Genomic DNA, 18,652 nt, shown 5'->3' with positions numbered 1-18,652 from the left:
TTGTGTTTCAGATTGACCAGACGGTTTTAGATCATGATGATGTAAAGCACACACAGTACGCTGGCGATGAGAAGAGTGATGACGAAGGGCCTCATGACGCATTGGCTAAATGATGGGTCATCCGGGCAGGGGGTAGATGGAATGGTTACGGATAAAGTATAGCCCGGCCTGACGCAGAACAGGCAAAGCCTGAAACGAGGTTAAAGATGTTGCTGTGGTTCAAGGGGATGCTGATCGGACTGGCGATTGCTGCGCCGATGGGACCCACCGGCTTGTTATGCATCCAGCGCACCCTGACGCGCGGGCGCTGGTCGGGTATCTTGTCGGGACTGGGCGCAGCCAGCGCCGATGCCTTGTATGGCGGTATTGCCGGCTTCGGCCTGGCCTCATTGTCCGGGCTGTTGCTGGCTTGGCGGGTCGAGTTGCAGGTATTCGGCGGATTGTTCCTGCTTTGTCTAGGCTGGCAAACTTGGCAAGCGTCGCCGGTCGCCAAGCAGTTCCGGGTTCGACCCACACGCGCGGGATTAATGGGCGATTATTTTTCTACACTGGCGCTGACCGCAACCAACCCGGTGACCATTCTTGCCTTCGTGGGGATTTTTACGGGCTTGGGTCTGGCTGCGGTAGGTCAGGATTTTATAGCTGCCGGCGTCCTGGTGTTCGGGGTATTCGCCGGTTCGCTGCTCTGGTGGTTGCTGTTAGCCGGCGGAATCGGGTTGATGCGCGGACGCTTGAGTCCTCAAGTATTGCGTTGGATTAACCACGTTTCGGGGTTGTTGATCGGCGGGTGCGGGGTTTGGGCGCTACTGGCGGCGCTACTGGCGATGCTTCAGATTTGATGGGCGCTGGATCGTGGGCCGCTTCGGCAGGTGCGGTCAGCGCCCGATAGCGATCCTTCAAGCGTTGATAATTCTGCGCCGAGTATTCCAGGAACTCCAATTCGCGCTCGGTCAGTGGGCGGACTTGCCGGATGGGACTGCCCACATAGAGAAAGCCGCTCTCCAGCACCTTGCCGGGCGGCACGACGCTGCCTGCGCCGATGGTCACCCGGGATTGCACGACGGCCTTGTCCATGACGATCGCGCCCATGCCGATCAGACAGAAGTCCTCGATCGTACAGGCGTGCAGAATGACCTTGTGGCCCACGGTAACGCTATTACCGATCACGGTCGGTTGGCCGCCCGGACAGAAGCGGCTGTCGTGGGTGACATGAATGATCGTTCCATCCTGGATGCTGGTGCGCGCGCCGATGCGGATGCTCTGGATATCGCCGCGCACGACGCTCATCGGCCAGATCGAACTGTCCTGGCCGATTTCAACATCGCCGATGACCAGGGCGGTCTCATCGATATAGGCGGTGGGATGAATGCGAGGAGCAAGTTGCTCAAAAGAACGAATAGGCATGGTAGTTATCACGGGTCAGGGGTCAGGGGTCAGGTCAGGAAACGCTTTGAATCGCTTACCGCATGGTGACCATTTCCTCGGCGCTGGTGGGATGAATGGCGACCGTGTCGTCGAAATCGCGCTTAGTGGCGCCCATGCGAATGGCGACGGCAAAGCCTTGCAGCATCTCATCCGCGCCTTCGCCGATGAGATGCCCGCCGACAATTTTCTCTTCTGGACCCACGCACACCAGTTTCATCACCATCGGCGGCTGGCGGGTGGTAAAAGCATGATACATAGGCCGGAAACGAGTCTGGTAAATCTTCACCGCATCGCCGTATTGACTCCGCGCTTCTTCCTCGGTGAGTCCCACCGTACCGATGGGAGGATGGCTGAACACGACTGTGGGAATATTTTCGTAAGGCAAGCATCGATCCGGTTGCCCGCCGAACAATCGATCCGCCAGTCGGCGACCGGCAGCGATTGCGACCGGGGTCAGGTGAAATCGCTCGGTCACGTCGCCAATCGCGTAGACGCCAGGAATGTTCGTGTTCTGAAAGGGATCAACGGGGATTACGCCGTTGGGCTGAACCGCTACGCCAGCCGCCGCCAGATTCAGCGCGTCCGTATTCGGGTCACGGCCAATTGCCCAGATCAGTGTATCGACACGCAAGACATTGGCTTGACCTTCGCAATGCAGATTGAGTGCGCCGTTCGCCAGCCGCGCCACTGCTCGCACCTGTGTTTCCGTCAGTACGGTGATGCCGTCCTCGCGCAACCGCTCCATCAACTGTTCGCGGAGCATGGCGTCAAAGGAGCGCAGTACATGATCCTTGCGCACCAACAACGTTACTTCGGAACCCAGGGCATTCAGCATCCCCGCCAGCTCGACCGCGATGTACCCGCTGCCGACCAGGGCGGTGCGTGGGGGGCAGTTTTGCAAGGTAAAGAAGCCGTCAGAAGTCATGCCGAATTCAGCGCCGGGCAGGGAGGGAACCTGCGGTCGACCGCCAGTGGCGATAACGATATGATCGGCGCTGTACTGTACGCCGTCGACTTCAAGGGTATGGGCGTCAATAAATCGGGTGAAGCCGCGAATCAGTTCAACCCCAGCTTTTTGTAAGTAATCCAGATACCATTCGTTGAGTCCCTGAATGAAGGAATCACGGGCGTTTTTGAGTTTTTTCCAGTCGAAACCGAAGTAATCCAGGCGAAAGCCATAGCCTGGCGCATCGTCCAGCGCGTGGGCGAGATGGGCGGCATACCACATCACTTTTTTGGGTACGCAACCGACATTCACGCAAGTGCCACCCAGCCGGCCTGATTCGATGAGCGCGCAGCGGGCGCCATAACGGGCAGCCCGCTCGGCGACGGACAGTCCGCCGCTGCCGCCGCCGATAGCGATCAGATCATAGTGCTGTTCAGCCATGCATCCCCTCCTCGAATGGGACTTGATACGATCATGGTATGGAATCGCCCTGGAATAGCCAATAGTGAATGTGGTTAATATAGCGTGTAATCGGTGGTTCTGCCTGTTTGAGCGGCCTATTGTTAGCGAAATCTGGAAATCGGAGGTGCTTGTAGATGAAGATGCAAATCTGGATGATCTGTGCAGGTTTATGGTTATGGCCGCTATGGGCCGGCACTGAGAATTTGCATTGGCGCGGCGAGTGGACTCAGGGCGGGTTGATCATCGGCCAGGCGCCGCCCGGAACGCGCCTGGAGTTGGATGGACAGCCGGTGCCTGTGACGCCGGAAGGGGTGTTCGTGTTCGGCTTTCACCGCGATGCCCCGCCTCAAGTTCGCTTGCGCGCGATTTTTCCTGATGGTCATCAAGAGCGACAATCGTTGCCTATTGCTCAGCGGACGTATAAAACGCAACGCCTTAATGGTCTGCCGCCGAGCAAGGTGACGCCGCCGCCAGCGGTGCTGGAGCGAATTCGCCGGGAAAACGCTCAGGTCGCTGCGGCCCGGCAGCAGGAAATTCCTACCCCTTATTTCCTAAGTGGATTTGCCTGGCCCACGACCGGACGCATCAGTGGGGTCTATGGCAGCCAGCGGATTCTGAACGGGCAGCCTCGGCAGCCGCATTATGGCGTGGATGTCGCTGCGCCGATCGGGACGCCAGTGCGCGCGCCTGCCGATGGCATTGTGACTTTGGCCGAGCCGGATTTGTACTACAGCGGCGCCACGCTGATCATTGATCATGGCTATCGCGTGAGTTCCACACTCATGCACCTGGACCAGATTCACGTCCGCGTCGGGCAGAAGGTGCATAAAGGTGAGATTGTTGCGTCAGTGGGCAAGAGTGGCCGGGTCACGGGGCCACATCTGGATTGGCGCATGAACTGGCGGGAGGCGCGCACTGATCCGACGCTGCTTGTGCCGCCCATGAGGTGATGGGGTCAGGAATTCTTGAAAAAATTTCCAGTGACATAGGAAAGTTCTATATCACTCGTCTATAGTCAATCTGCTTCCTATTCGTTTGTCACTCAACCTTACTCTTCAAGGAGAAGCAGATGATGTCACTTTCTCATAACCCTCCCCCTAAGCCTGTCACCCTGTTGACTTTTCTTTTGAGGAAAGTCGGCAAGGGGTTCATCAGTCTCTGTCTAGCCCAAGGCTGCATTGCTGGTCTAGGAGCAAGTTTTTCATCCGCACTGGCAAGCAATCTTACTATTGAAGTTTCACCTCCAGTATTTAAGAGTTCTGATCCTCTTCCTGATATTACTGCCACAGTAAATTTAGCGCCATGTACCGCTTTGTCGCCGTACATGCCAGACACGCTTTATTGTTCTATAAATAGAATAGATACTGTATGGCTTGATGAATATAATTATCAGATTAGTGGTATTAACTATCAAACCCATGTAATGGAACAACTGTTGTTATGACAGCGGGCGTTGGCGCAAAGCATCTCCTGATAAATGGAAGTCTTGGTTTTAATAAAATAGGCATTTTTGCTGTTGATGTTTGGGGTAACGAAGTCAGTGCCTTCGCTGAATATACAGTATTAGCGGATGATGGTATTGTGCCAAATCCTATAGTTTGGCCAGTTTGTGACAATGAAAGATTAGACTTTTTTATTTACTCTACGGTATCCAGACCGCATTACTACATTTATTATAGCTCTACCTCTGAATCTCCGCCTATTGATATGAATCAATGGCAACAAATTGACTGGTGGGAACAAGACAATTCAGTCGGCTCCGTAATTAAACAGCCGTTCGTTTCCGCTAGTGAAGGAATCTGGCACAGCATTCGGATGTGCATTACTGATAGCTTCAAGGCAAATTTACAGTGCAGTGAGTTAGCTGATCCTGTACGGAGTGTCTGCCCTAATGATGATCCTACAACAACATTGATTACTCACTACTATGCCTCGATTCTAAGCCGTGATCCAGAGATCGATGGATTAGACTATTGGCGAAAACGGATCATGCAGAATCAAGCGCAAGACACCGACGTAAAACCGGTGTTCCGCGACATGGCCAATTTCTTCTTCAACAGCGCGGAATACTTGGGCCGCAACACGACGGATCGGCAATTCATCACCAACCTGTATCTCACCTTCTTCCAGCGCGAACCGGATGAAGGCGGTTATGCCTTCTGGCTGGAGCGATTGGCTGAAGGGACGCCCCGCAATCAGGTGATGGGCAGCTTCCTCTACTCGCCTGAGTTTACGGCCTTTATGGAAGCATTGGGCTTCTAGGCGCTGGGATGGCCATTTCGCGACCCCATTCGCTGATATCCCGAACCACCCCGGCGCTACGCGCCATCCCTTGTACTATTCTTATTAACTCGAGAGTCACAAGTTCTCATGAAGCATTGGGGTTGAACAGCATATATCCCTTTGAAGGATAATTGGTTTCTTACTCCTATGGCAATAACTTGTCGAATAGGCGAATTTTAACAACTTCAACAAGTTATTGAGAACTTATGACTCACGAGTTATTAACATACCGATATCGTCCTGAGCAACCGAGGAGCGTCCATTATGAACCCCATCAACAACGACAAACATCTGAAAACCCGCTACCCAGCAACGTGGATAGCCCTGTTTCTAACCGCATCTTGGGGAGGAATCGCCAGTGCGGATGAAACCGTGACTTGTGCCAGCGATAACAACCGTTACCGGCATTGCGCCACATCGACGCACGGCTATAGTCAAACAGTTTTATGTTAATCGATTTTTCAATAATAAGCGTTTGTAATTAATTAAAAATTTATAAATTATCTAAAAACGGTTTGACTATACGTAACGATGGTCCATCAATTATCGAATTCCCCCTGCCAACAAGGCAAGACCTGGGATTACGACCGCCGAGGTATCTGGGTGGATGACGGCTGCCGCGCTAAGTTCCGGATCGAATCCGACGACCACTCTAAAGACAGCAGCAAGGATGCCAAGGTAGCAGCTGGCGTGATCCTGGGCGCAGCAATTCTTGGGGCCGTCCTCAGTAACAATAAGGACCACGACGATAACAATCACTACGATTCCGACAGTAAATACAACGACGACGCCTACCATGGTAGTCGCCACACCTCCTACGTGCCGGGATGGATGGTTGGTACTTTTCACGGTCACAATACCCTTTATGATACCGACGTGGTCATGACCATCCAGGAGAATGGCCGGGTTCGGGCTGACGCCAATGGACAAACCATCAACGGCTACATCAACGACGAACGCCTGCATGTCGGCAATATCATTTTCGACATCAATCGCATTCGGGGCGGCTTCGTCACCTCCCAAGAAGGCAAGCGGGAGAACGAAGTCATCTATCGTCGGGCTGGACACTGAAAAGAATGGGAGAGCATCAAAAGATTAAACGCGATGACTCTTTTAGTGATGGCAATCAATACAACAATGTTATCAGAGGAAGTCTTTTATGAAGAAATCGATCGTTGGAGCGCTCATCGCCGGTACGGCAGCATGGATTCTCTCAGGCGCCGCGATGGCTGACCTGCAAAGCGAAACCCAAGCCGATGTCACTCAAATCTGCAAGCAAGCCATCGGTGACAAGGGCTACAAAGGCTATCGATATCGCGATGTCGAATTCAACGACTCCCGCAATAGCTACAGCCTGACTGGACAGATTGCTAAAGGCGCCAAACGGTACGAGTTTAACTGTGTGGTGAGCACCCGGATGAGCATCACCGATCTCGTTATCAATCCGCTGAGCGGTGGCGAGGACAGCGGCGGCGGAAGCGCGGGCGCGCCAGCGGAAGCGCAAGTCGCCTGTGCAGAGGAAGCCGATCGCTATTGGCAACTTGAGAACGGCACTGCTATCCCCATGAAATCCAAATCGACAGGTAGCGGCATGTACGAGGTGACGGTGGCCGGCGGCCATCATCGAGGAATCTGTACTGTGACCGAGGATGGCGACGTTAAAGGCATCATGAACCAGTAGAACCATTATGGGTCGTTGAACAACCACTGAATCGCTGACTATTTTGGGGCCGACTATGAGTAACGATAACAATCTGCAATCGCACATTACGGCGACGCAAAATGAAATCCACGATGCCGAGCGCATCGCCGCCGCTCAAGAGAAACGCCGTGCTAGCGCAAGAAGCGCGCTTCAGACGCTCATACTCCGGGTGATCGCGGTGATCGCGGTGATCGGCTGGGCGGCGGTGCTATTCTGGCAGAAAGATGAGTTGCGGTACTGGTTGGCCGGGCCGTCGATCCAGACGGTGCGCGCCGATCTGGAAAGCTTATTAGCGGAAACCGCCCAAGAGGTGAACGCCTACCGTGAGCGCACGGGCGCACTGCCCGATCAACTGCCGAATCCAGCGTTAGCGAACCTGGTCACTTATCGCCTCGCCGGCGATGACCATTACATTTTGAAGGCCACGCTTGGCCCGGTCACCCAGGAACAAAGCTACTAATCCGGCAAGCTCAATGATGACCCAGGAAATCCTCATGAAACATGACAGATCCCGCGGCTTCACGCTGCTTGAAGTGATCATCACGATCGCGATTGTCGGCATTTTGGCGACGATTGCTATCCCTTCCTACCTAAATTACACCGCCCGCGCCCGTGCTGCGGATGTCCTGGTGCAATACGATGCGTTGCGGACCTATGCGATCACCGAAGCAAATGACAAAGGTTGGGATTTATGTCGAATAGAAAGTACAATTCCTAATGCGGATGCTTTTATGCAGATGTTTCCGCGAGATAGGCTTCAGAATCGATATGTAACCATACAACCAAAGCTTGTGGCAGTTGGGCGTAATATCAATAACAATATCAATATGGCGACAGTGATGATAGGGGCTCGGATTCAGGATGGTGCGATGGGTGTCGCTGTAGCACGGGAGGCCATCGCTTTGCTGGACCGCGACGGGATGATTCTTAGTTCAGCAATTAGGCCCTCAATCGTAGCCGGGAGCGCTTATCTGAGCAACCTGCCCTGTACGCAAGCGACGGCGCAGTCCCATAGCAATTCGCCTGGTTCAAGCGCGACCACAGTAACGTCCACCCCCCCGGTCACTGCAACTCCGGGCGCGACAGCGACTCAGCCCGCGCAGCAATCGCCTTCAGCGCAAACAGGAACCCCAAAGGCGCCTGCTTCGGTCACGACCGCAACTCAGCCCGCTCAGCAATCGCCTTCAGCGCAAACAGGAACCGCGCAGACGCCTGCTCCGGTCACGACTGCGGCCCCAGCCGTTCAGCCCGCTGTCCAACCTCCTGTGACTCCGACAGCATCTCGCTGGACAACGCCAAAGCTGACCGAGGAACAGCGCACGATTCAGTTGTGTGACACTGCAATGGATTGCCTCATGAAACCCCGCGAGGTAGTTTGCCCTCCTGACAAACCCTTTGCCATGAATATATTAGAGCAACCGGGCGATGGCAGTCGGACTTTGAGAAAGCAATGCGCCAGCGTCGATGAGTGTCATGACCAGTGGTACAAGGGAACATCGGATGTCAATGAATGTATGCAAAATTTTGATGCTTCTTACACAGATCTTCCGATGACCTGTCATTGGTGTTGCACTGGGCATCAATGCAATGCTAAAGGGATGAAACCCGCTGACAAGGATCTTTATGTGGACGATGCCTGGACGAGGTAAAAAGTAGCGGGGAGCAGAATTCTTTAACTCAGTACGCCTGCCCATCGATCACGTTGGATCTGCCATGACCACGGAACCCCAAAGTGAATTAGACGCGCTGGTGGCTGCCGCGAACGAGTCTATACAACCGATGGACCGTTGCGCGGACGTCGCCCAGGCGTCGCCGCCGTCATCGATTGGCCCGCCGCTAGACCTGTTGGAATTGATCGAGCAAGCGGATCGGAACCTGTCGCCCGATTTTACGGCCCCGCCGAAGGCCGCCCGCCCCTCGTCGGACCGCCGACCGGCAGACGCTCACGCCGCGCCTGGCTCACGCTTGGAAGCCTCGCCGACCGACCTGCAAGGACTAATCGAACAGGCCAGCGATAGCGCAGCGCCGCTCGCCTTGGCAACTTCACCGGACGTCGCCTGGGCGTCCGCGCTGGGCCAACCCGAGGCGAAAGCGCCGGTTGCCATCGCTGAAGCCATCGATCAGGCCGTGCGTGAAACTGTGGATGGGGAAAGCCCATCGCCGGGCCATCGCACGCATGATCACGAACGCTCGCGATGGAACAACCCGGCATCGCTGCTGATGTTGACCTTTCTCCTGATTGTTGCGCTGGGATTCCTGGCTCATCACTACTGGGACGGTCCCCCGCCACTGGCTGAGGATCAACCTACGTTTGCGATCAGCACAACGCAGCAGCAGCTTGTGCCTCTCCTGATCAACGCCCGCAACAAGGTTGAGGCTTATCGCAAGCAACACGGCGTGTTGCCCGACCAGATTGACCTCAACATAGCGGGGGTGGATTTCTTCCTCAGCCCAGAATCCAAGAGCTATGTCATTATGGCCGTGACCGAAGGGCAGAACCTCGCGATCACCCAAGAAGGCCATTGGTTCTGGGCGCAATGATCGTTTCCCAAAGACATGAGAAGCTGATATGGCCTTACCCCCATCCATGAATCCCATCGAAAAATTCCGTCAGGCGGCCTGTTGCGCCTTTCCCGACTGTCCCCAACTCGCTTCGATTGAACTGACGGCTTCGCTGAAAACGGCTTGGCAGAAATTAGCGAGCGTCGCCGGGGTCAGTATTCCGGTTTTTGCCAAGGCGATCTCGGCGGAGACCAAAACGCCTTTAGCCACTTCATTGAGAGCTACGCCGGAAGCGTTGCGCGTCCTGCCCGCCACCGGGGTGCGCAAGAATCTGTGCCTGCCAGTCGCGCTCGACGACGGCGTGTTGTCAGTGGTCATCGCCAATCCCTGTGATGATGAACTGATCAAATTCATCCGGTTCGCCAAAAGCGATGCGCAATTACTGCTGGCTCCCCCGGAAGAGATTGATGAGGCCATCCAAATCGCCTACTCGCATCAGTCGATGATCGGGAAACGCTCCAGCGGTTTACTGGTGCTGGATCCCAAACATCCGGCAGGCCGCGATGAACACGCCGTGATCCGACTCGCCAAACAGCTTCTTCAGGACGTGGTCGCTCTGGGAGCCTCGGACCTGCACCTGCAACCGTTCCTTGGGGGCGGCGCCGTTCGGACTCGGGTGGACGGCATGTTACGGCGCGTCGCCTTGCTGCCAGAACCCGTCTATCTCCAGTTGGCTCGGTATATTAAAGCCAACAGCGGGATGGATCCATCGAATAACCGGACGCCTCAGGATGGACGCTTGTCTTTGGACGTCGAGGGACGCAACTTTGACTTGCGGATCTCCGCGCTGCCAGCGCGCGGCGGCGAGCGGATCGTCATCCGGTTTCTTGATCAAAGCAGCAGTTTCCAACTGACCCGAAACGGTTTTTCCACCGCCGAAATCCAGTCCCTGCGCCGCCTGTCGCGCAACAGTTCGGGACTGGTGCTGCTGACTGGCCCCACCGGTTCCGGGAAAACCACGACCCTGTACGCCTTGCTAGGCGAACTCAGCGCCCCTTACCGCAACATCATCACCGTGGAAAATCCGGTGGAATATGTCCTACCCGGCTTATCCCAGGTGGATGTCAACGAAAAAGCCGGCCTGACCTTTGCCAGCGCCCTGCGCAGCGTCTTGCGCCAAGATCCGGATGTATTGTTGATCGGCGAAATCCGTGATGAAGAAACCGCGGACATCGCTTTCCAGGCGGCTCTTACCGGCCACCTGGTCTTTTCCACGCTGCACACCAATGACGCCTTATCCACGATACCGCGCTTACTAGACTTGGGCGTCCAGCCCACCATCCTGGCGGACACCCTGGTTGGGATCGTCGCCCAGCGCCTGTGCCGACGTTTATGTTCGGCGTGCCGGATTCCGATCCAGGAAGACACTCTGCGCGCTGAAGAAGCCGCCTTCAAAACGATGACGCGCGTTCTACCACCCTACCGCGCAGCGGGCTGTGAGGATTGTGGCTACACCGGTTACGCCGGGCGGTTCCCCATCACCGAAATCATCGAACCCCCGCCGTCTCTACGCAGCGCTATCACTCGCGGCAGCGGGACCGAATGGTCCGCGGGACCGCTGGGATTGAACAACCTCAGTTCTCTGTCGTCCTCAGCAGCCCGCCATATTGTGTCCGGCGATACCTCGGTCGATGAAGCGGTGCGGGTTATCGGTTGGCGTTTCTGGTCGGCTCTGGCGACCGAATATCGGGTGGATATACCCGACATCGCGTTTTCTCAGGAAGAATCCCAGGAAAGCCATGCGCCGGGGGTGCTGATTCTCGGAATAGGCGGTACAGAGGATGACTTGATCGCTGCCGAGTTGGAGCGCGCCTGGTTTAGCGTCTTCACCGCCCGGTCATCGGCTGAGGCCAAGACCCAGCTGCAATCCCACGATAACATCGTGCATGTCATCGTCAACCTGGACGACCGGCTATCAGATCAAGAATTGGTCGCTTATATCCGTCAGGCGCGCGTCGACATGTACTGGTCGCGCTTGCCAGCGTTGTTGCTGCTTCCCCCCAGACGCGATGGATTGGAAGCGGCGTTAATTGCCGATGGCGCAACCGCGCCCTGCCTGATGAAGCCAGTATTGCCAGCAGAAATTGTTCGGTTCGCCCGTATGGCGCTGGCTAAAGAACATCCTGCCCCCATCAGCCAGGGCTAACGCATGAAATCGGCTTGGAGAAGTTGCGATATATAGTTGTCATCTCAGGCGGATTTCTGGTTCCGTTGCATTAATTGCTAATCGGCAGGGTATAAACCTTTGCCTTTAGGCGGAACGGGCTTTAGCATCCCCCCTATTATAAGGGGAACGCTTTAATGCGAATTAAGAGCTTCATCCTCAACTCGTTGAAAACCCGATTCTGGATTTTCGTCAGCAATTCGATGAGTAACATAACATATTTATATTCAGGACTTTCGCTTGGCTACCATATAAAGTATGGTAATGATCAATAAATATCTATATATGGTAAAAAATAGCCCATAAGCGAAAGTCCTGATATTTAATGATATTAGTTGGCTCTTAATTCGCATTTTAGCCTATGCGTAATTCGGACCATGTCTGGAACACTACTCAAAGCGCTTGGTCTGGCTGGAATTCTGCTTCCAGCCGCGCCAGATCTTGTGGCGTATTCACGTTGCACAATAGCATCGCTTCATCGGCGAACGCTACTTGCGCAGGTTGGTGGCGCTGCAGCCAACGACCGGCGCCGCCTTGACCAGCAACCAGCCATGCCGTCAGGTCATCCTGTAAAGCCACTGGCAACAGCGCAAACACGGGTTGCCAGCATCCCCGGCCAAACGCCACGCTGACCGTCGCCTTTTTTCGCCCTAATGCCTCGCTCATGCGCTGCGCATAGTCCGGTGGCAGCAATGGCGAATCACAGGGTGCAGTCAGCAGGTAGGGCGTTTTGGCCACACTCATCGCAGCCAGCACGCCCGCCAGCGGTCCACGAAACCGCATCTGTGGATCATCGCTCACGACCCGACATCCAAATGTTCGGTACAGGTACTGATGACGATTGGCGCTGATCAGAAGTTCAGCCACCTGGGGCCGCAGTCGGCGGACGCCATGGGCGATCAACGGTTCGCCGGCCAGTGGCAATAACCCTTTATCCTGACCGCCCATACGCTCAGCGCGTCCCCCCGACAGAATGAGACCCGTTGCCATTTTCTGACAGTCAATCACCATGACGTATCACCTCGTACTGAACGATGGCTCCATTGCCTGACCCAGGACGCCTTCTCTACAGCTCCATCCAATATGGAACACATCAACCGCGATGCAGCCAATACATGAGCACCAGATTCCCAAGCAGCGACAGTAGCGCTACCCCGCGCCAGAAACCGATGGGATTACGCTCCAGCAAAGGCCGAACAGGATGTTCGATGAAATCCGGGTTGGGATAACGCAAGTCATAGATCAACTCGGTTTCAACCACGTAGCGGCGTTTTGGATTAAGCTGCACGGCCCTCTCCAAAGCGCCATCCACCCAAACCGGCAAGTCCGTTCGCTCATTCCGAGCCGGGATATAGCGCAACCGGTTCATCCACTTGGCGTTGACCTCCCGGCCTAACCGCTCGCCGTAGGGTAAATGGCCGGTCAGCAACTCATAGGCGATCACGCCAAAAGCAAATAAATCGGCGCTGGTTGTAGCCGGCTCCCCACATAGAACTTCCGGGGCGACATAGTTCTTGGTGCCGAGCAGGTCGACTTGCGGGATGGGTGAGGCGATTTCAGCAATACCGGCGATTTTCGCTGAACCGAAGTCAATGATCCGCACTGTGCCATGATGATCGATGTGGATGTTTTCCGGTTTCAAATCCCGGTGCAACATATCCAGCCGATGAAAGGCGCGGATGCCGCAGGCGACTTGCTGCAAAATCTCCCGGACTTTGGGCAACGAGGGACGCGGATGGTCCGCCATCCATTGCCGCAAGGTCTGACCATCGAGGTGTTCCAGGATGTGGTAAAGAAAACGCCGCCGCCGCACGGGTTCAATGATTTTCAAGACGTGCGTACTGTTAATACGCCGACCCACCCACTCTTCATGGCGGAAACGCTCCAGATAGCCGGGGTCGTCCTCAAAATTCACAGACGGCGTTTTCAGCACAACCTGTTTTCCGGAATCCTCATCGCGCGCCAGATAAAGCTGACTGGTCGGACTGGCGTGGATTTCCCGCAGAATGTGATAGCCGTCCAGAATCATGCCCGGTTCCAAAGGCGGCGGGAACGGCAACTCGGTCAATTCCCGGAAGACCGAGTCGACATCCGGGGCAGGCAGGTCATCGATGCACAGCAATTGGCAGGTCAGATTGTCCGGGCTACCGGCAGCGCGGGCAGCCGCGGTCAGTGTGCGGCAGGCGGCGTCCAGATTGTCGTTGTATTCGCCTAGCAGGCGCTTGATCTGCAAAGGCGGCACGTATTCATGGACACCATCGGTGGTGAACAAGTACCGGTCGCCAACCTCAACCGGCAGGCTGCGATAGTCGATTTCCAGGTGGGTGTCGATGCCCAACGCCCGGTTCAGATAAACCCGCTGGGCGCTGGCCCAACTGTGGTGATCCCGCGTCAATGGCTCCAGCGTGGCGTCGCGCCATTGCCAGATGCGCGTATCGCCGATATGAAAAATATGGGCTGTAGTGGATTTCAGCACCAGGGCGCTGAAGGTGGTGACCATGCCCCGCGCGGGGTCATGCAACGCTACGCTTTGTCCGCACAACCAGCGGTTGAGTGCGCTCAGAACCCGTTCACCGGAATGCCGCACCGTCCAGGAATCCGGGGTGGCGAAATAATCGTTGAGAAAGTTCTTGACTGCATATTCAGACGCCAATCGGGCTAATTCGCTGGAACTCATCCCGTCGGCGATCGCAAACGCGGCGCCTTTCAACTCTAGCGTTTCGCCTTCCGGGATGCGCGCACCATGAAAATCCTCGTTCGCCGGTTTAACGCCTCGGTCGGAAAATTGACCGAGGCGGATTTGCAGGGTGCGCGTCATGCCTTACTTTAAGCGACGTCGATCATCTGCACGGTGCCATCCGGCATGATCTCGGCGATCTGGCCGGCGGGTTCATCGAGCAATTGCGTGATGCCGAGCACCACCACCGCTGAACCGGCGATCACCAGGAAAAAGATCGAAGCATCGACGAAAGAAAGCACGGTGAGGAACAGCACCCCGCCTACATTGCCATAAGCGCCGGTCATGCCCGCGATCTGGCCGGTCAAACGACGCTTGATTAGCGGCACCATCGCGAAGACTGCGCCCTCGCCCGCCTGCACGAAAAACGAACAGGCCATGGTCGTAATGACCGCAACAGTCAGTGGCCAGGATGAATTGATTTGGCTCATGGCGAAATAGCCGACGGCCAAGCCCAGCAACAGAATCGTCAGCGTCTTCTTGCGGCCAAAATGATCGCTGATCAGCCCGCCGCCCGGACGCGCCGCCAGATTCATGAAAGCGAAGCCTGAAGCCAGCAAACCCGCCTGGACCAGTGACAGGTTAAACGTGTCCTTGAAAAACAGCGGCAACATCGACACCACCGCCAACTCTGATCCGAACGTGACCAGATAGGCCAGGTTCAGCACCGCGACCTGCTTGAACTTGTAGCGGTGAATTTCGGGGATCGGCTGGGAAAGCGCCTCGCTATTGACATGAATGATTTTGTAAACGTTATAAGCGAACAGGATGACCAGGGCGATGTAAATGCCGGTCGAAATATCTGCACTGAGCAGACTTAGATTAGCCGGGGACAGTTTCCAGGTCAGCAACGCCAGCGTCGCGTACATGGGGATATTCATGATGATGTATAGCACCATATCGCCCTTGCTGGTGACTTCCATCGCGCCCATTTTCTTGGGTTTGAAATACGTTGAACCCTTCGGCGTGTCGCGCGCCATTAGGTAGAAGATGCCGGAATAAACCAGCGCAATAACGCCCGTCAGCGCCAGCGCATAGCGCCAGCCGTCTGCTCCGCCGAACATCAGCGCAATGGTAGGTAGTGTCAGGGCAGCGCCAGCCGAACCAAAATTGCCCCAGCCGCCGTAAATGCCTTCCGCTAGACCGACCTGCTTGGCCGGGAACCATTCACTAATCAGCCGAATGCCGATGACAAAGCCGGCACCGACGAAGCCCAGCAGAAAACGCGCCAGCGCCATCTGTTCGAAGCTATCCGCTATGGCGAAAAAGAAGCAGAGTACGCTGGAAATCGCCAGGAGCAGGGAGTACATGATGCGTGGCCCGAAGCGATCGACCAGGATACCGATGATAATGCGGGCGGGAATCGTCAAGGCGACGTTAAGAATTAGCAGGGTTTTCACTTGCTGATCGCTTAAGTTGAGCGCTTCACGAATCGAGGCCATCAAAGGCGCATGATTGAACCAGACGAAGAAACTGATGAAAAAGGCGACCCAGCCCAAGTGCAAGGTGCGCACACTGCCGCTAAACGATAACAGGTTGATTTTGGGGACGCTCACGAGGCGGTGCTCCAAAGTGGTGAAAAGGTGAGATGTCCTCTACAAAAACTAAGCCAAAAAGTTAAGTAATTATTTTAATTATAAAAATGTTGTATGACCCCACTAAATATACTGCTGCGATGCACCATTTTAATCAGAGTCGAGCAAACCAGCGGATGTTTTTAGTGCAATACCCATGCAAGCAATTAGGCGTCCGTATATCACTCGTAAAAAATTAAATATAAAACAATTTATTAAATAAAAATTATTAAATGGAATAATCTTTGCTAACTCAGCAATCATGGCGTTGGCGCAAATCCAGCCCGCCCAATGTATTGTTTTTCATTACTCATCAGATTAATGACCGATTTCCCAATTATGTTTGAGATGCCCAATCAATGAAAGAAAGACTGGTTCTAATAGGCAACGGGATGGCGGGGATGCGGACGGTGGAAGAATTGCTCGCACTGGCCCCGGATAAATTTGATATCACCGTGTTTGGGGCGGAGCCACACGGCAACTACAACCGGATCATGCTCTCGCCGGTGCTGGCGGGCGAAAAGACCGTCGATCAGATCATGATCAACGATCTGAACTGGTATGCAGAAAAAGGCATTCGCTTACACGCAGGTCATGCGGTCGTCGAAATTCACCGCACGCGGCGCGAAGTCAAGTCTGCCGACGGAACGGTAGCGCCTTACGACCGGCTGTTGTTGGCGACCGGTTCCAATCCGTTTATTTTGCCGATTCCGGGTAACGACTTGCCGGGCGTGATCGGCTTCCGCGACATTCACGACGTGGATGCCATGCTGGCGGCGGCGCGCACCGGCAAAAACGCGGTGGTGATCGGCGGTGGCCTGCTGGGTCTGGAGGCCGCCAACGGACTGATGAAACAAGGGATGCACGTCACCGTTATCCATGTGCTCGACACCTTGATGGAACGGCAACTCGATCCGGTCGCGGCGGATATGTTGCGGGTGAGTCTGGAAGAGCGCGGTCTGCGTTTTCTGATGGGCGCGCAAACCGCCGCTCTGCTCGGCGAAGAACGGGTGCGCGCGGTGCATTTCAAGGATGGTCTGGAAATCCCGACAGATCTGGTGGTGATGGCCGTCGGCATCCGGCCCAATATCGAACTGGCCAAACAAACCGGGATTTACTGCGAGCGCGGCATTGTCGTCAACGACACCATGCAGACCTACGATCCGCGCGTGTACGCCGTTGGCGAGTGCGTGCAGCATCGTGGTCAGTGCTACGGGCTGGTTGCGCCCTTGTGGGAACAAGCCAAAGTCTGCGCTAATCACCTGGCGCGTTACGGCATCGGGCGCTATCAAGGCTCAGTGACCAGCACCAAGCTGAAAGTGACCGGAATCGATCTGTTTTCCGCTGGTAATTTCAACGGCGGACCGGACTGTGAAGAGATCGTCCTGCGCGATCCAGCGCGGGGCGTTTACAAGAAGCTGGTGGTCAAGGAAAACCGCGTACAGGGCGCGGTGCTGTATGGCGACACGGTCGACGGCAGTTGGTATTTCCAGTTGCTGCGGGAAAACACCGATATTGGCGCGTTTCGCGAAACCGTGTTGTTCGGCCACGCCCACATGGCGGATTCCGGACGCGACGGCTTCAGCGTGATGAGCATGGCCGATGACGCTGAAATCTGCGGCTGCAACGGCGTATGCAAGGGCGCGATCACCAAGGCGATTGCTGACAAAAAGTTGTTTACGCTCGACGAAGTGCGCGCCTACACCAAAGCCTCGGCCTCCTGCGGTTCCTGTACTGGCCTGGTTGAGCAAATCCTGGCCGCCACGGTCGGCACCATCGGCAAGACGCCTGCTGAGAAACCGATGTGTAAATGCACGGAATATAGCCACGATCAGGTCCGCCAGACGATCCGCGAACAACGTCTCACCAGTCTGCGCGCGGTGTTCAAATTCCTGGAATGGAAAACGCCGGATGGCTGTCATTCCTGCCGGCCCGCGATCAATTTCTATCTGATCTCCACTTGGCCGGGCGAGGCGCAAGACGATCAACAGTCGCGTTTCATCAATGAGCGCGTCCACGCCAACATTCAAAAAGACGGCACTTACTCGGTGGTGCCGCGCATGTGGGGCGGATTGACTAACCCCAAGGAGTTGCGCGCCATCGCCGACGTCGCTGACAAGTTCCAAATTCCCACCGTGAAAGTGACCGGCGGCCAGCGCATCGACCTGCTGGGCGTCAAGAAAGAGGACCTACCGAAAGTCTGGGCCGATTTGAACGCCGCTGGCATGGTCTCCGGCCACGCTTACGGCAAAAGCTTGCGTACGGTGAAAACCTGTGTCGGCACCGACTGGTGCCGGTTTGGCACGCAGGATTCGACGGGGCTGGGCGTCAAGCTGGAAAAGATGACCTGGGGTTCCTGGACACCGCACAAATTCAAAATGGCCGTGTCTGGCTGTCCGCGGAATTGCGCCGAAGCCACTATCAAGGATTTTGGCGTGGTCTGCGTCGATTCCGGTTATGAAATCCATGTCGGCGGTAATGGCGGCATCAAGATTCGCGGTACCGATTTGCTCTGCAAGTGTGCGACCGAAGAAGAGGTCAAGGAATACTGCTGCGCGTTCATGCAACTCTACCGGGAAGAAGGCCGCTACCTGGAACGCACCGCGCCGTGGATCGAGCGGGTGGGCCTGAGTTATGTAAAATCGCGCATCGTCGAGGACGAAGAAAACCGCAAGGCGCTTTATGCCCGGTTCCTCGAATCGCAAAAATATGCGCAGGTCGATCCCTGGACGGAACGCGCCAGCGGGCGGGTGGATGCTCACGAATTCCAGCCTTTGCGGCAAGTCGGCTAAGAGGA

17 protein-coding genes are annotated in these 18,652 nt (G+C 55.5%); 12 read left to right on the top strand and 5 right to left on the bottom strand.

The features are described 5' to 3' along the window. The first annotated feature begins 206 nt into the window (after positions 1 to 206). Entirely contained in the window at positions 207 to 839 is a 633-nt protein-coding gene (locus H6973_02125; GenBank protein ID MCP5124463.1) for a LysE family transporter, read from the top strand. Here the strand turns inward: H6973_02125 and H6973_02120 are convergent. Together H6973_02120 and gorA are read right to left on the bottom strand one after the other, a co-directional pair. After that, complete coding sequence (locus H6973_02120) at positions 757 to 1,404, bottom strand: gamma carbonic anhydrase family protein (protein MCP5124462.1); 648 nt, start codon at positions 1,402 to 1,404, stop codon at positions 757 to 759. The two genes, H6973_02125 and H6973_02120, sit on opposite strands and share 83 nt — an antisense overlap. Positions 1,405 to 1,459: 55 nt before the next feature. Next, positions 1,460 to 2,812, bottom strand: coding sequence for a glutathione-disulfide reductase (gene gorA / locus H6973_02115; protein ID MCP5124461.1), 1,353 nt, complete (start codon positions 2,810 to 2,812; stop codon positions 1,460 to 1,462). 173 nt (positions 2,813 to 2,985) lie between these two features. Here gorA and H6973_02110 point away from each other — a divergent pair, with 173 nt between their 5' ends. The 10 genes from H6973_02110 to H6973_02065 all read left to right on the top strand — a co-directional run bounded on the left by H6973_02110 (position 2,986) and on the right by H6973_02065 (position 11,526). Beyond that, the gene (locus H6973_02110; protein MCP5124460.1) at positions 2,986 to 3,783 is read left to right on the top strand and encodes a M23 family metallopeptidase; all 798 of its coding nucleotides are present in this window, start codon (positions 2,986 to 2,988) and stop codon (positions 3,781 to 3,783) included. Positions 3,784 to 3,902: 119 nt separating this feature from the next. After that, complete coding sequence (locus tag H6973_02105; GenBank protein ID MCP5124459.1) at positions 3,903 to 4,277, top strand: hypothetical protein; 375 nt, start codon at positions 3,903 to 3,905, stop codon at positions 4,275 to 4,277. Further along, positions 4,274 to 5,095 carry a DUF4214 domain-containing protein gene (locus H6973_02100; GenBank protein ID MCP5124458.1) on the top strand — a complete coding sequence of 274 codons (822 nt, stop codon included), beginning with the start codon at positions 4,274 to 4,276 and terminating at the stop codon, positions 5,093 to 5,095. The genes H6973_02105 and H6973_02100 overlap by 4 nt, the downstream gene beginning before the upstream one ends. A 285-nt stretch (positions 5,096 to 5,380) precedes the next feature. Then, entirely contained in the window at positions 5,381 to 5,569 is a 189-nt protein-coding gene (locus H6973_02095) for a hypothetical protein (protein ID MCP5124457.1), read from the top strand. 78 nt (positions 5,570 to 5,647) lie between these two features. Continuing rightward, on the top strand, positions 5,648 to 6,187 hold the full coding sequence (locus tag H6973_02090; GenBank protein MCP5124456.1) for a DUF3011 domain-containing protein: 540 nt from the start codon (positions 5,648 to 5,650) through the stop codon (positions 6,185 to 6,187). A gap of 88 nt (positions 6,188 to 6,275) precedes the next feature. Beyond that, positions 6,276 to 6,797, top strand: coding sequence for a hypothetical protein (locus H6973_02085; GenBank protein ID MCP5124455.1), 522 nt, complete (start codon positions 6,276 to 6,278; stop codon positions 6,795 to 6,797). Between the two features lie 55 nt (positions 6,798 to 6,852). Then, positions 6,853 to 7,278, top strand: coding sequence for a hypothetical protein (locus H6973_02080; GenBank protein ID MCP5124454.1), 426 nt, complete (start codon positions 6,853 to 6,855; stop codon positions 7,276 to 7,278). A 34-nt stretch (positions 7,279 to 7,312) separates the two neighbouring features. Further along, complete coding sequence (locus H6973_02075; GenBank protein MCP5124453.1) at positions 7,313 to 8,467, top strand: prepilin-type N-terminal cleavage/methylation domain-containing protein; 1,155 nt, start codon at positions 7,313 to 7,315, stop codon at positions 8,465 to 8,467. A gap of 64 nt (positions 8,468 to 8,531) precedes the next feature. Further along, positions 8,532 to 9,359 (top strand): hypothetical protein, encoded by an 828-nt coding sequence (locus H6973_02070; protein ID MCP5124452.1) that lies wholly within the window; start codon positions 8,532 to 8,534, stop codon positions 9,357 to 9,359. Between the two features lie 28 nt (positions 9,360 to 9,387). After that, complete coding sequence (locus H6973_02065) at positions 9,388 to 11,526, top strand: type II/IV secretion system protein (GenBank protein MCP5124451.1); 2,139 nt, start codon at positions 9,388 to 9,390, stop codon at positions 11,524 to 11,526. Positions 11,527 to 11,937: 411 nt separating this feature from the next. Here the strand turns inward: H6973_02065 and mobA are convergent, their stop codons facing one another. From mobA to H6973_02050, 3 genes are all read right to left on the bottom strand, one after another. After that, a complete protein-coding gene (gene mobA / locus H6973_02060) occupies positions 11,938 to 12,555 on the bottom strand; it encodes a molybdenum cofactor guanylyltransferase (protein ID MCP5124450.1) in 618 nt (205 codons plus the stop codon). Between the two features lie 82 nt (positions 12,556 to 12,637). After that, positions 12,638 to 14,362, bottom strand: a complete 1,725-nt coding sequence (locus tag H6973_02055; GenBank protein MCP5124449.1) for a bifunctional protein-serine/threonine kinase/phosphatase — start codon at positions 14,360 to 14,362, stop codon at positions 12,638 to 12,640. An 8-nt stretch (positions 14,363 to 14,370) separates the two neighbouring features. After that, a complete protein-coding gene (locus tag H6973_02050) occupies positions 14,371 to 15,837 on the bottom strand; it encodes a NarK family nitrate/nitrite MFS transporter (protein MCP5124448.1) in 1,467 nt (488 codons plus the stop codon). 377 nt (positions 15,838 to 16,214) lie between these two features. Between H6973_02050 and H6973_02045 the strand changes: the two genes are divergently transcribed. Then, complete coding sequence (locus tag H6973_02045) at positions 16,215 to 18,647, top strand: NAD(P)/FAD-dependent oxidoreductase (protein MCP5124447.1); 2,433 nt, start codon at positions 16,215 to 16,217, stop codon at positions 18,645 to 18,647. Positions 18,648 to 18,652 lie beyond the last annotated feature (5 nt).

It is taken from the genome of Gammaproteobacteria bacterium, assembly GCA_024235095.1.
Lineage (GTDB): Bacteria > Pseudomonadota > Gammaproteobacteria > Competibacterales > Competibacteraceae > UBA2383.
This window is presented reverse-complemented; position numbering and strand designations above follow the sequence as displayed.

What these genes read in the sequence shown, in the direction of transcription:
- H6973_02045 (MCP5124447.1), top strand. Translation starts at nt 16,215, where the DNA reads ATGAAAGAAAGACTGGTTCTAATAGGCAACGGGATGGCGGGGATGCGG.
- H6973_02100 (MCP5124458.1), top strand. Translation starts at nt 4,274, where the DNA reads ATGACAGCGGGCGTTGGCGCAAAGCATCTCCTGATAAATGGAAGTCTT.
- H6973_02095 (MCP5124457.1), top strand. Translation starts at nt 5,381, where the DNA reads ATGAACCCCATCAACAACGACAAACATCTGAAAACCCGCTACCCAGCA.
- mobA (MCP5124450.1), bottom strand. Translation starts at nt 12,555, where the DNA reads ATGGTGATTGACTGTCAGAAAATGGCAACGGGTCTCATTCTGTCGGGG.
- H6973_02110 (MCP5124460.1), top strand. Translation starts at nt 2,986, where the DNA reads ATGATCTGTGCAGGTTTATGGTTATGGCCGCTATGGGCCGGCACTGAG.
- H6973_02090 (MCP5124456.1), top strand. Translation starts at nt 5,648, where the DNA reads ATGGTCCATCAATTATCGAATTCCCCCTGCCAACAAGGCAAGACCTGG.
- H6973_02075 (MCP5124453.1), top strand. Translation starts at nt 7,313, where the DNA reads ATGAAACATGACAGATCCCGCGGCTTCACGCTGCTTGAAGTGATCATC.
- H6973_02055 (MCP5124449.1), bottom strand. Translation starts at nt 14,362, where the DNA reads ATGACGCGCACCCTGCAAATCCGCCTCGGTCAATTTTCCGACCGAGGC.
- H6973_02085 (MCP5124455.1), top strand. Translation starts at nt 6,276, where the DNA reads ATGAAGAAATCGATCGTTGGAGCGCTCATCGCCGGTACGGCAGCATGG.
- H6973_02070 (MCP5124452.1), top strand. Translation starts at nt 8,532, where the DNA reads ATGACCACGGAACCCCAAAGTGAATTAGACGCGCTGGTGGCTGCCGCG.
- H6973_02125 (MCP5124463.1), top strand. Translation starts at nt 207, where the DNA reads ATGTTGCTGTGGTTCAAGGGGATGCTGATCGGACTGGCGATTGCTGCG.
- H6973_02105 (MCP5124459.1), top strand. Translation starts at nt 3,903, where the DNA reads ATGATGTCACTTTCTCATAACCCTCCCCCTAAGCCTGTCACCCTGTTG.
- H6973_02080 (MCP5124454.1), top strand. Translation starts at nt 6,853, where the DNA reads ATGAGTAACGATAACAATCTGCAATCGCACATTACGGCGACGCAAAAT.
- gorA (MCP5124461.1), bottom strand. Translation starts at nt 2,812, where the DNA reads ATGGCTGAACAGCACTATGATCTGATCGCTATCGGCGGCGGCAGCGGC.
- H6973_02120 (MCP5124462.1), bottom strand. Translation starts at nt 1,404, where the DNA reads ATGCCTATTCGTTCTTTTGAGCAACTTGCTCCTCGCATTCATCCCACC.
- H6973_02065 (MCP5124451.1), top strand. Translation starts at nt 9,388, where the DNA reads ATGGCCTTACCCCCATCCATGAATCCCATCGAAAAATTCCGTCAGGCG.